This is a genomic window from Tepidibacillus sp. HK-1 (assembly GCF_001748485.2).
GTDB lineage: Bacteria > Bacillota > Bacilli > Tepidibacillales > Tepidibacillaceae > Tepidibacillus_B > Tepidibacillus_B infernus.
The window spans coordinates 1-13427 of sequence record NZ_BDGM02000022.1; the positions used below are offsets into that span (position 1 = coordinate 1).

Sequence of the window (13427 nt, forward strand, 5' to 3'; positions counted from 1 at the left end):
GAGTGAGGAGCAAGCGTGGATGTGGGCGAATACAAGAAAAGGCTATTGGCGTACTGCTCATAGCCCTATCTTGACAAAAGCCCTATCTAACGAGCGATTTAAGCGAGCTGGATATCTAAGTTTTAGCGAGTGTTATTCTGCGAAGTGACGTGTAAACTTTGGAAGCGCCGTATACCGAACGGTACGTACGGTGCTGTGGGAGGTCGGCTGGTCAAATAATGGCCAGCCTCCTACCCGATTTATTTTTTTCTTCTCAATGTCTCAACTAGCTTTTCATCTGGTGTGACGAATACTGTTTTTTGGTTCTCGTAGATCACAAAACCAGGTTTAGCTCCATTTGGTTTTTTTACATATTTAATTCGTGTGTAATCCACGGGTACTTGGCTAGAATGTTTTGCTTTGCTAAAATAGGCGGCTAGCGTTGCTGCTTCAAGTAGTGTCTTTTCACCAAATTCTCTCGACTTAATCACGACATGAGAGCCAGGAATATCCTTTGTATGCAGCCAAGTATCGGAGGAGGAAGCTAGTCGATGAGTTAAATATTCGTTCTGGCGATTATTTTTACCCACAAAGATCGGATGACCTTCGGTAGATATAAACTGTTCAATTTCTGGGTCTTTTTTCTTTTTCCGGTTTTGTCTTTTTCTATCTCTTAAATAGCCTTGTTCTATCAATTCCTCACGTATGTCGTCAATATCTTCAACGCTTGCATTTTCAAGCTGGGTTAAAATCGTTTCTAAATAAGAAATTTCCTCTCTCGTTTGAACCAACTGTGTCTCAATATAATCTAGACTGTTCTTATACTTACTATATTTTTTGAAGTACATTTGTGCGTTTTCAGATGGTGTTTTTAAAGGATCCAGTGGAATCGTTAATCTGTTTTGATTTTCATCATAATAATTGATCACATTTGCCTCTTGATCTCCTTTTTTGATTTGGTGAAGATGGGCTGTAATTAATTCTCCAAAAAGTCGGTATTGATCGGCTTTTTTTGCGTCTTCCAAATCGTTAAGGAGATTATCTATTTTCTTTTCATTTTTGTGTTTCTCATTGCTTAATAATTTTGATAAGTCCAGTACTTTTTGACGAATCGTATCTCTTTCGGCCTTTTGATCATAAAACTGTTCTAAGCAAACATTGATACTTGTAAAAGATTCCATCTGCCCTGCCATATGGGTAAGAGGAAGTACAGAAAAATCAGTCTTCTCCTCACTCACAATAATGGTTGGTAGATAATCATGCTGCCTTATTTTATCCATCCAATTCGAAAACGAATTCCAGACATTTTCCCTTGTAGGTAAACCAGCCAAAACTAAAATTTCCTTTGCTACAGATGGACCCATGCCCGTAAATTGTTGAACCAACTGTTTCTCTATTTTACCTTCATTAAATTGAAGAACTGAGAAAAATTGATCTTGGGTAACTTCTAAAGGATTCAATTTATTTTGGGCAGGTGGAGCAATATATTCCCGCCCAGGATAGACTTGGCGATAACTACTAATCGCTGGTGTAACATGGGTTATCCCATCAATGATTAAATTGGTATCAGGGTTAACTAAAATAATGTTACTGTGCCTACCCATGATCTCAACGATTAAGCGCTTCGTATGAATATCCCCTAATTCATCCCTTGTTTTAATATCGATCTCTATGATCCGTTCATGATCAACTTGTCTGATTTGTTCAATTACACCACCCTCTAAATGTTTTCTAAGTAGCATACAAAACATAGGAGGTTCTGCCGGATTTATGAAATTTCGAGTAGTTAAATGGATTCTTGGATAAGTAGGATTTGCTGAAATCAATAGTTGTTGGTTACCTTGAAAACCTCGTATCAAAAACACTAAGTCTGTTTGATGAGGTTGATAAATCTTATGGATTTTTTGATTTGTTATCTTTTCCGAAAGTTCATGAACAAGAGCTCTAGTGACAAAACCGTCAAATGCCATTTTCTTTCACCCCTATTATTATAATGGGTCTCCACAAAAGTAATCGGAATACGATTCGAAGGAAGTCGTCACTTTTGTGGACTATCTTGTACAAGTATAATGCAGTTTTATCATTTGGACAAATCGAGAGGAATTTTTTAAAGCTCGTCTGAATAAAGTTACGATGATGAGGGAAGTTCAAGGAGGGAATGAAGTGACAAAACAGAAATGGCACACCATACCATATGAAATGATTTTGGATGTTTTCCACGTCAAAAAAGAAACTGGGTTATCAACAAAAAGAGCCGAAAAATTATTAGAAGAGCACGGACTAAATCAATTACAACAAGCAGAGGCAATTTCACCACTCTCCATCTTTTTTAATCAGTTTAAAGATTTTATGGTTTTAGTCCTTCTTGTTGCAACTTTAATCTCAGGGTTGTTAGGAGAATATACGGATGCGATTACGATTATCGCGATTGTAATTTTAAATGCCATTCTTGGTTTTATTCAAGAATTTCGTGCAGAAAAATCCTTACAAGCCTTAAAAGAAATGGCTGCTCCCCATGCGAAAGTGATCAGAGATGGGGTTCTTCAAACGATACCAGCGGTTGAAGTTGTACCTGGGGATCTTGTGCAATTAGAAACTGGCGATCGGATTCCTGCCGATATTCGATTGATTGAAAGCAATGAGCTTTATATAGAGGAATCTGCACTTACAGGTGAATCAGTACCTGTAAGTAAAAAAATTGAGACAATCACGTTTGAAGATTTGCCTTTAGGGGATCAAAAAAATATGGCGTTCATGGGTACTTTAGTTACACGTGGAACTGGGTTAGGTATCGTAGTAGAAACAGGTATGAACACAGAAATGGGGAAAATTGCAGACCTTATCCAATCTACAGAAGAAGTAGAAACACCACTTCAACGAAGATTGGAACAATTAGGGAAAATTCTTATTGTTCTCTCTTTAGCTTTAACGGCTGTTGTTGTGATGACTGGAATCTGGCATGGACAAAATGCTTATGCCATGTTTTTAGCAGGAGTAAGCTTAGCTGTTGCGGCGATTCCTGAAGGATTGCCAGCCATCGTAACCATTGCTTTAGCTCTTGGTGTGCAACGTATGATAAAAAGAAAAGCAATTGTGAGGAAACTTCCTTCTGTTGAGACCTTAGGTTGTGCCACCGTTATCTGTTCAGATAAAACAGGTACATTGACTCAAAATAAGATGACTGTAACAGAAATATGGATTGGGGGTCAGGATATTCAAGTAACTGGCACAGGTTATGACCCTAATGGTGAATTTTATCAAGGTTCTTATTCCATAAAACCAGATAGAGAAGGAGCCTTAAAAAGATTATTAGAAATAGGTGTCCTTTGTAATAATGCCCACTTGGTTGAGCAGAAGGAAAAGAAGGGGTTATTGAAGAAAGAAAAGTCAAATTATATGGTTCAAGGAGATCCAACTGAAGGGGCATTGATCACACTTGGAGCCAAAGCAAACTTATGGAAAGAGGAATTAGAACAAATCTGGCAAAGGAAAAAGGAGTTCCCTTTTGATTCGACTAGAAAAATGATGTCTGTGGTGGTACAAAAACATCATCAACAAATGGTTGCGGTTAAAGGTGCACCTGATGTGCTATTGGATCGCTGTTCTACCATCATATGGGATGGAAAGGTGATTCCTTTAACCCAAAGTATAAAAAATCATGTAAAGCAAGCCATTGAATCAATGGCTGGTAAAGCCCTTCGAAATCTAGGTTTTGCATACAAAGATTTGAAAATGGGTGAAAACATTTTTTCTGAAGATTTAGCGGAGAGAAACTTAACCTTTATTGGTATTGTGGGGATGATTGACCCACCAAGGAATGAAGTAAAACAGGCAATACAAACCTGTAAACGAGCAGGAATTAAAACGATCATGATAACTGGAGACCATCAAACCACAGCAATGGCTATTGCAAAACAACTACAGATTCTTCCACCCAGTGGATTGACAGTAAATGGGCAGGATTTATATAATATGTCTAATACCGAATTTATGAATAAAGTCGAAGATATTTATGTCTATGCACGAGTTTCCCCAGAACATAAACTACGAATAGTAAAAGCACTACAGTCTAATGGTCATGTTGTTGCGATGACTGGGGATGGAGTAAATGATGCCCCTGCCATTAAAGCAGCAGATATTGGGATATCAATGGGGATTACAGGGACAGATGTCGCAAAAGAGGCTTCTTCCCTTATCCTTAGTGATGATAATTTTGCAACCATCGTAGCTGCCATTGAAGAAGGTAGAGGAATTTACGATAATATTCGGAAGTTTATTCGTTATTTACTTGCATCAAATGTAGGGGAAATTTTAACGATGTTTTTTGCAATGATGTTGGCATTACCTTTACCCCTTGTACCCATCCAAATCCTTTGGGTCAATCTAGTAACTGATGGGTTGCCAGCTATTGCGCTTGGAGTTGATCCGGCAGAGAAAAACATCATGAATCGTTCTCCAAGAGATAGTCGGGAAAATGTTTTTGCACGAGGCTTAGGTTGGAAAATTATTAGTCGTGGATTTTTAATTGGGCTGATCACGCTCGGGGTTTTTTGGATTACATTACAACAAAATCCTTCAGACCTTACCAAAGCACAAACCATGGCGTTTGCTACATTGGTGATGGCTCAGTTAATTCACGTTTTTGATTGCCGTAGTGATATTTCAGTTTTTCATCGCAACCCATTTGAAAATAAGTATTTGCTATTAGCGGTATTATCCTCCCTTCTACTTTTGATTGGTGTGATTTATATCGAGCCATTACAACCTATATTTAGAACAGTTCCACTCAATCTATTTGATTGGATTCTCGTAACCGTAGCTGGAGCGGTACCAACATTAGCTTTTGGGATTGGTAAATTGTTTACAAGGCAAGCCTTTTCTTTAAGAAAAGCATAAACAAGAAAAACTCTCCCTGCTAATTTACTATAGTAGGGAGTCTTTCAATTTGGTTTATAGGAAAGGAAATGGTATTTATGGAATTTACAAAAATGCATGGACTTGGGAATGACTTTGTGATCGTATCTAAATATAAGAATATACCCAAAGACGTGGAAAGATTAGCAATTGCAATGTGTGACCGTCATTTTGGTGTCGGTGCAGATGGCCTCGTTTTTATTTTACCTTCTGATCAAGCAGATGTACGGATGAGAATCTTTAATGCCGATGGAACAGAAGCAGAACAATGTGGGAATGCGATTCGTTGTGTTTCAAAGTATGTGTACGATCACGAATTAGTGAATAAAGAAAAGTTAAGTGTAGAAACCTTAGCAGGAATTCAACATGTAAAATTACATACAAAAGAGGGAATTGTAAATACCGTTGAAGTAGATATGGGTGAGCCTATTCTTAAAGGCGAATTGGTTCCTACAGCTATTCATGATCCACAAGTCGTGGATCGAACCATTGAGGTTGATGGAGTTACGTTCCACTTTACAGCTGTATCGATGGGTAATCCTCATGCGGTGATTTATGTTGAAAATGTAAAAGACTTTGATGTAGAAAGGTGGGGACCCAAAATCGAGACACATCCCTTATTTCCGAAAAAAACTAATGTAGAATTTGTAACAGTAAAATCTGACAAAGAGCTAGAAATGAGAGTATGGGAAAGAGGGGTTGGACAAACTTTGGCTTGTGGAACAGGTGCTTGTGCTACTGGGGTAGCATCTGTATTGACTGGACAAGCTTCTAGGGATGTAACCATTCATCTAAAAGGTGGAGATTTAAAAGTTTTTTGGAATCCAGAAGATAATAAAGTGTATATGACAGGAGAAGCAAGGGAAGTATTTACTGGCAATTGGCTTGCTCCCGTTGAATTTTAAGGAGGAATGAACATGACAGAAAGCTATATTCAACAACTTTTTGCGGAAAGAATTGGTGGAAACCAATATGGAAAGAAGAATGAGATTTATAAGTTTGAAAAGATTAAACGAGCTAAAAAAGAAGCAAAAGAGCGATTTCCTGAGATGGAATTATTGGATTTAGGGGTTGGAGAACCTGATGCAATGGCTGATGAAGGGGTTATTCATACCTTATTTGAAGCGGCAAAAAATCCTGATAATCGAGGATATGCCGATAATGGGGGTAGAGCGTTTAAAGTAGCTGCTTCAGAGTACTTAAAAAATGTTTTTGGTGTAGATGGAATAGATTCAGACAAAGAAGTAGTTCATGTGATTGGGGCCAAATCAGCGTTATCGATGCTACCAAGTGCTTTTATCAATCCTGGGGATGTAACGCTTATGACTACTCCTGGCTATCCAATCTTAGGTACTCATACCAAGTGGTTAGGGGGAGAAGTCGTTCACCTTCCATTATTAAAAGAAAATGACTTTTTACCTGACCTTGATTCAATTCACAAAGAAACATTAAAAAGAACGAAATTATTATATTTGAACTATCCTAACAATCCGACAGGGGCAAGTGCTACTAGAGAGTTCTTTGAAAAAGTGGTTAAATTTGCTAAAGAAAATCAAATTATTGTCGTTCATGATGCTGCTTATGCCGCATTAGTTTTCGATGGTCAAAAACCGTTAAGCTTTTTATCTATTCCAGGAGCCAAAGAAGTTGGTATTGAAGTACATTCCTTATCCAAATCCTACAATATGACAGGTTGGAGGATTGGATTTGTAGCTGGAAATGAGCTTCTGGTTAAAGCATTTGCTGATGTAAAAGATAACAATGATTCAGGACAATTTCTTGCGATTCAGGAAGCAGCCATTTATGCTTTAAGGCATTCAGAAATTACCGAAAAAACTGCAGAAAAATATTCTCGTCGCCATGATTTATTGGCTCATACCTTAAATGATTTAGGTTTTCAAGCAAAAAAACCTAGAGGTTCTTTCTTTATGTATGTAGAAGCACCAAAAGGAATAAAAGGGGGATTACGTTTTAATACAGCCGAGGACTTTTCTCAATATTTAATTAAAGAAAAATTAATCTCTACTGTTCCTTGGGATGATGCAGGTCATTTTGTGCGTTTTTCAGTCACTTTTGTGGCCAAAGATGAGCAGGATGAGCTTCGTGTAATGAACGAAATTAGGAATCGTCTATCTTCTGTTGAATTTGAATTTTAATGCTATTCTTTTGCGGCGTATAACGAAGTTTTTCAAAGAAAACTGACCCTATTGGGTTGGTTTTCTTTATTTTTTCGCTATATTTGACTATATTTATACGTAAAGACTTGTACGATGATCTAAAATTGATTAGAATAATGTCATGGATGTGATATAGATGATCAAAAGCATGACTGGATATGGTAGAGCAGAATCTAGTTTTCAGGGTTTAAAGTGGTCAGTAGAGATTCGTTCTGTTAATCATCGATATAATGAAATCATGTTTAAGATGCCAAAAGAATGGATGGCCATTGAAGAACAAATGAAGAAAATCATCCAAACCAATGTGAAACGAGGAAAAGTGGATGTCTTCATTGTTGTCGGAAGGGATGACCAATCAAAGCAACCTATAAAAGTAGATTGGGAATTGTTAGATGAATACATAAAAGTGATTCAAGAGATAAAAAAACGTTTAAATCTTGAGGGTCAGCTAGTTTTAAAAGATTTTTTAACAGTCCCAGAACTCATTCAATTCGAGTTAGAATTTCCCGATATTGATCTGTTTGTTCCTGAAATTTTAAAGACTGTGGAATTAGCCTGTCAAAGCTTAATGACGATGAGGCTTCGAGAAGGTAATGCTTTGTATGAGGAATTGACCTCGCGCGTACATAAAATGATGGATTTATTAATTCAAATTGAAAATAGAGCACCACAAGTCATTGAGGATTATCGTCAAAAGTTAAAAACAAGAATCTCTGACTGGTTAAATGATACAGTTGAACTTGATGAGGCACGTTTTCTAAACGAAATCGCTTTTTTTACGGACAAAGCAAATATCGATGAGGAAATTACAAGACTTAGAAGTCATTTTCAACAATTTTTACTCATTATGGAACAGGATGAACCAATCGGAAGGAAATTAGACTTCTTGATTCAAGAGATGAATCGAGAAATGAACACGATTGGTTCGAAAGCAAATGATCTTCTCTTAAGCCAAATTGTTGTTGAGTTAAAAAGTGAATTAGAAAAAATAAGAGAACAAGTTCAAAACATTGAATAATAGGAAATAATCATATTTAGGAGGGTACATAGAATGTCTATTAAATTGATCAATATTGGTTTTGGAAACATTGTTTCAGCAAACCGTATTATTTCCATTGTTAGTCCAGAATCAGCACCAATCAAGCGCATTATACAAGAAGCAAGAGATCGTGGAATGCTAATCGATGCTACCTACGGTAGAAGAACAAGAGCGGTGATTATTACAGATAGCGATCATGTGATTTTATCTGCTGTACAGCCCGAAACGGTTGCCCATCGCCTTAACTCAAAAGATGATGTGAGTGAAGAGTAGCTAGGAGTGTATTTAAATGTTCTTACAAAAAGGAATGTTAATTGTTTTATCAGGCCCTTCGGGTGTGGGAAAGGGCACGGTCTGTTCTTTGCTTCGCCATGAGCAACCTGATATTATTTATTCTGTATCTGCCACTACAAGAAAACCACGTACAGGGGAAGAAAATGGTGTTAACTATTTTTTTAAATCCCGCGAAGAATTTGAAAAAATGATAAAAGAGGATCAATTGCTTGAATGGGCAGAATACGTAGGAAATTATTATGGAACTCCTAGGGGCTTTGTAGAACAAACCGTACAAACAGGAAAAGATATCATATTAGAGATTGAAGTACAAGGGGCTTTAAAGGTAAAAGAAAAATATCCTGAAGGAATTTTTATTTTTCTTATGCCTCCATCTTTAGCTGAATTAAAAAATCGTATTATACATCGTGGGACAGAATCGGATGAAAGTCTAATGAATCGACTTAATGCAGCTAGAAATGAATTGCAAATGATGAAACATTATGATTATGCAGTAGTTAATGATGAAGTATCAAAAGCAGTGAAAAGAATTCAAGCGATTATTGAAGCTGAACGTTTGCGAAAAGAACGAATCTTACCATATTATGAACAATGGTTAAAGGAGGAATTATAATGCTATATCCATCAATTGATAAATTATTAGAAAAAGTAGATAGTAAATATTCTTTGGTTGTTGCTGCTAGTAGAAGAGCTAGAGTATTAAGAGATGGAGAACCCTTACTTGTTGAACGTGCAAAATCAAATAAGTATGTGGGTAAAGCTTTAGAAGAGATCTATGATGAGAAAATAATTGTAGAGAATAAATAATGAAGAAATTGAAAAAAATAACAACCCGCTTGGTTGTTATTTTTTTCAATTCCACCTTAATACAAGGGTCATTTCACTCCCTTGTAAGCATAAGGAGCGTTGAAAATGAAGGGGAAAAATATCTTATTAGGAATATCAGGAGGGATCGCTGCTTTTAAAGCAGCATCTTTAGTTAGTCAATTAACGAAAAAAGGTGCCAATGTGCAAGTGATCATGACAGAATCAGCAACCAAGTTTATTACACCACTCACTTTGCAAACCTTATCAAGAAACCATGTTTTTATCGATACATTTGATGAAAAAGACCCCAAAGGAGTTTCACATATTGATCTTGCTGACAACGCAGACCTCAGCGTGGTTGCTCCAGCAACAGCCAATGTCATTGGTAAATTAGCACATGGGATTGCCGATGATATGTTAACAACTACATTATTAGCTGTAACAAGCCCAATCTTCATAGCCCCTGCGATGAATGTACATATGTATCAACATCCTGCAGTTGAAGAAAACATGAGAATACTAAGAGCACGCGGAATTCGCTTTATTGAGCCAGAAGAAGGATTGTTGGCTTGTGGTTATGTTGGTAAAGGAAGATTGGCAGAACCCGAATTTATTGTAGAAAAGCTTGAGGAATTTCTAAATCAAAAGCAGGATTTAAAAGGGAAAAAATTCTTAATTACTGCTGGTGCGACAAGGGAAAAAATTGACCCGATTCGTTACTTTACCAATCGATCTACAGGAAAAATGGGGTATGCTTTGGCAGAAGCTGTATTAGAACGGGGGGGCGAAGTAATTCTAATCTCTGGAAAAAGCAATCTTCTTCCACCAGCTGGTGCACATTTTATTTCCGTTGAATCTGCTGAAGAGATGTATTTAGCGGTGATGAACCAGCTTAATCAGGCGGATGTGATTATTAAAACAGCTGCAGTTGCCGACTATCGTCCAAAAGAAGTTTACCCACATAAATTTAAGAAAAAAGAAGGTTCCTGGGTGATTGAGATGGAGAGAACCAAAGATATTGCTTTAGAAGTAGGGGAACGGAAAAGAAATGACCAATTTTTTGTAGGATTTGCAGCAGAATCTGAGGATTTATTAGAACAGGCAAAAGGAAAATTATTGAAGAAAAATATGGATATGATCGTTGCCAACCATATTTTAATGGAAGGTGCCGGTTTTGAACAAGATACCAATGTCGTTACAGTAATTACAAAAAAAGGAGAACAAATCAACTTTCCAAAATTAAGCAAAAAAGAATTAGCACATCATATTCTCACTGAAATCAATAAAAGAATAGTAGGGGAATGATTTAGAGTGTATGCAACGGTAGTGATTGATATTCCGGATTTGTCCCACCAAGGATTTGATTATGCAATCCCCAAACATTTGTTATCAAGGGTTGAACCGGGGGTACGCGTATTGGTTCCATTAGGTTCAAGGACAACAGAAGGCTTTGTACTTGACCTTCATTCCTCAACAGACGTGAAGCAAGTGAGGCCTATTAAAGAAGTTTTGGACCTTGAGCCATCCTTTACAACGGAGTTAATCGAATTAGGAAAATGGATGAGTCAATATTATACAAGTCATCTTTTTAGAACGATGCAAATGTTACTCCCATCAGCACTTAAAACAAAAATAGAGCAAGCGATATCCATTGGTGAAAATGAGGAAGAAGGTCAACTCTCTAGAGAAGAATTAGAGATTAAACACTGGGTTAGTGAGAATGAACCAGTTAAACAATCGCAACTTTTAAAACAATTTCCTGATCGATCTCATCTGCTTAAATCTTTGATCAAAAAAGAGGTACTAAGACTAGATAAACAAATCAAAAATAAGGCAACAAAGAAAAAAATAAATGTTGTTCAATTGAAGATGCCATCAGAGCAATTACTTTTAGAAATCTCCAGTTTTCCAAAACAGGCAACAAAGCAAAGACAGATTTTGGAGTACTTTTTAATCAATCAAGCTGAAGAAATGGAGTTGGCTTTCCTTCTAGCTACTTTAAAAGTGACCCGTTCCACTGTTCAAACGTTAATCAAAAGGGGTTATTTGCAAATCACTGAAAAAGAACAGGGAAGAGACCCATACAAAGATCGCCATTTTCATGATAAAGAAGTTCAATTAACCGCTGAACAAGAAGGGGTATTACAACAAATCATTCAATCTTTCCAAAATGGTAGGAAAAGTCCTTTTCTTTTACATGGAGTAACGGGAAGTGGGAAAACAGAGATTTACCTACAGGTCATTGAACATCATTTAGAGAAAGGAAAAGATTCGATTGTTCTTGTCCCGGAAATCTCGTTAACACCTCAGATGGTTGAACGTTTCAAAGGAAGGTTTGGATCTCTAGTTGCTGTATTACATAGTCGTTTATCTCAAGGAGAAAGACTTGATGAATGGCGAAAAATTCAACGAGGAGAGGCAAAAATTGTAGTAGGAGCTAGATCTGCTATTTTTGCACCATTTAAAGATTTGGGACTTATTATTATTGATGAAGAACATGAAAGCTCTTATAAACAAGAAGAACATCCAAAATATCATGCTAGGGAGATTGCCTTGTGGCGACAAAACTATCACCAAGCGACCGTTATTCTTGGAAGTGCAACGCCTTCCATGGAGTCTTATTACGAAGCGATCCATCAGCGTTATCATTTGGTAGAATTGCCGAATCGAGTATTAGGTAGAGCTTTGCCTACCATTCATATCGTTGATATGAGGGAGGAGCTAAGAAAAGGAAACCGGTCCATGTTTAGTCATGCACTACAAGAAAAAATCGAGGATCGGTTAGACAAAAAAGAACAAATCGTTTTATTCTTAAATCGCAGAGGGTACTCTACATTTGTCATGTGTCGTTCTTGTGGTTATGTGATGAAATGCCCACATTGTGAGATTTCTTTAACCTACCACCAAACAAATCATGTTTTACGCTGCCACTATTGTGGGTATGCTGAACATGAACCAAAAAATTGTCCTGAATGCGGTAGCTCTCATATTCGCTACTTTGGTACTGGAACGCAAAAAGTAGAGGAAGAATTAGCAAGGAGATTTCCAGGTGTTAGAGTGATTCGGATGGATGTAGATACCACAAGTAAAAAAGGGTCTCACGAAAAACTTCTGACGTCGTTTCGCAAACACGAGGCAGACATTCTTTTAGGTACGCAAATGATTGCCAAGGGATTAGATTTTCCTAAAGTTACTTTAGTAGGAGTGATTGCTGCAGATACAATGCTACGATTACCAGACTTTCGAGCGGCAGAGCGAACCTTTCAATTATTAACACAGGTAGGCGGAAGAGCCGGGAGACATGAATTGGCTGGTGATGTGGTGATTCAAACCTATACGCCTGAACATTATAGTATTCAACATGCTAGTCAACATGATTTTCAATCCTTTTTCCAACAAGAATTAAAACATCGAGAAATGATGGATTATCCTCCATTTAGAAAATTGATTGCGATTCAATTGAGTCATCCCGAACTATCGGTCGTCATGAAGGCAAGTGAACGTCTAGTTAGGGAAATGAAAGCGTTGGTTTCTGCAAATGTTGAAGTTTTGGGTCCAGTAACTGCACCCATTTCACGCATAAAAGATAGATATCGGTTTCAATGCATGATAAAATATAATGATGAATCATCTATTATGATATGGATTCAGCAAGCGATTAAACATGTAAATGAAGCATTGAAAGATCGGCAATTGTTGATCAGTATAGATGTAGACCCCTATGTATTAATGTAAGGAGGGAATCAAATGGCAATTCGAGTGATTTTAAAAGATACAGATCCACTATTAAGACAAATTTCCAAACCGGTAGAAGAAATTACCCCACGCATCCATAAGTTACTAGACGATATGGCCGAAACCATGTACGATGCAGAAGGCGTAGGGTTAGCTGCCCCCCAAATCGCTATTTTAAAACGTGTGATTGTGATTGATATAGGTGAGGGGCTCATTGAACTTATCAATCCTGAAATTATTGAAAAAGATGGCGTTCAGATAGGGCCAGAGGGTTGTTTAAGTGTACCAGGTGTAGTAGGAAAAGTCTCAAGAGCAGAACATGTGAAAGTTAAAGCCTTGGATCGAAACGGTAAAGAGAGAATTTATGAGGGGCATGGATTATTGGCGAGAGCATTCCAACATGAAATTGATCATTTAAATGGAATTTTATTTACTGACTTAGCAGAGGAATATTATAAAGAAGATTTAAACCTATAGGAGTG

The 13427-nt window shown here is 37.2% G+C and carries 11 protein-coding genes; 10 read left to right on the plus strand and 1 reads right to left on the minus strand.

Features of this window, described 5'->3' with window-relative positions; genetic code table 11:
* Window positions 1-239: 239 nt before the first annotated feature.
* Complete coding sequence (locus BEN26_RS11190) at window positions 240-1949, minus strand: Rqc2 family fibronectin-binding protein (protein ID WP_069799624.1); 1710 nt, start codon at window positions 1947-1949, stop codon at window positions 240-242.
* Window positions 1950-2142: 193 nt separating this feature from the next.
* On the opposite strand from BEN26_RS11190, the gene BEN26_RS11195 reads away from it, so the two are divergent.
* The 10 genes from BEN26_RS11195 to def all read left to right on the plus strand — a co-directional run bounded on the left by BEN26_RS11195 (window position 2143) and on the right by def (window position 13422).
* Entirely contained in the window at window positions 2143-4875 is a 2733-nt protein-coding gene (locus BEN26_RS11195; RefSeq protein ID WP_255421898.1) for a calcium-transporting P-type ATPase, PMR1-type, read from the plus strand.
* Window positions 4876-4952: 77 nt separating this feature from the next.
* Window positions 4953-5798 (plus strand): diaminopimelate epimerase, encoded by an 846-nt coding sequence (gene dapF, locus BEN26_RS11200; RefSeq protein ID WP_069799628.1) that lies wholly within the window; start codon window positions 4953-4955, stop codon window positions 5796-5798.
* Between the two features lie 12 nt (window positions 5799-5810).
* Window positions 5811-7049, plus strand: coding sequence for an LL-diaminopimelate aminotransferase (locus BEN26_RS11205; protein ID WP_399168400.1), 1239 nt, complete (start codon window positions 5811-5813; stop codon window positions 7047-7049).
* A 157-nt stretch (window positions 7050-7206) separates the two neighbouring features.
* Complete coding sequence (locus tag BEN26_RS11210) at window positions 7207-8088, plus strand: YicC/YloC family endoribonuclease (protein ID WP_069799631.1); 882 nt, start codon at window positions 7207-7209, stop codon at window positions 8086-8088.
* Between the two features lie 33 nt (window positions 8089-8121).
* Window positions 8122-8382, plus strand: coding sequence for an extracellular matrix/biofilm regulator RemA (remA, locus tag BEN26_RS11215; protein ID WP_068724584.1), 261 nt, complete (start codon window positions 8122-8124; stop codon window positions 8380-8382).
* A 16-nt stretch (window positions 8383-8398) separates the two neighbouring features.
* The gene (gene gmk / locus BEN26_RS11220) at window positions 8399-9016 is read left to right on the plus strand and encodes a guanylate kinase (protein WP_069799633.1); all 618 of its coding nucleotides are present in this window, start codon (window positions 8399-8401) and stop codon (window positions 9014-9016) included.
* A complete protein-coding gene (gene rpoZ / locus BEN26_RS11225; RefSeq protein ID WP_068724579.1) occupies window positions 9016-9210 on the plus strand; it encodes a DNA-directed RNA polymerase subunit omega in 195 nt (64 codons plus the stop codon). The genes gmk and rpoZ overlap by 1 nt, the downstream gene beginning before the upstream one ends.
* A gap of 105 nt (window positions 9211-9315) precedes the next feature.
* A complete protein-coding gene (coaBC, locus tag BEN26_RS11230) occupies window positions 9316-10515 on the plus strand; it encodes a bifunctional phosphopantothenoylcysteine decarboxylase/phosphopantothenate--cysteine ligase CoaBC (RefSeq protein WP_069799635.1) in 1200 nt (399 codons plus the stop codon).
* Between the two features lie 6 nt (window positions 10516-10521).
* On the plus strand, window positions 10522-12945 hold the full coding sequence (priA, locus tag BEN26_RS11235) for a primosomal protein N' (protein ID WP_069799637.1): 2424 nt from the start codon (window positions 10522-10524) through the stop codon (window positions 12943-12945).
* A gap of 12 nt (window positions 12946-12957) precedes the next feature.
* On the plus strand, window positions 12958-13422 hold the full coding sequence (gene def, locus BEN26_RS11240) for a peptide deformylase (protein ID WP_068724575.1): 465 nt from the start codon (window positions 12958-12960) through the stop codon (window positions 13420-13422).
* Window positions 13423-13427 lie beyond the last annotated feature (5 nt).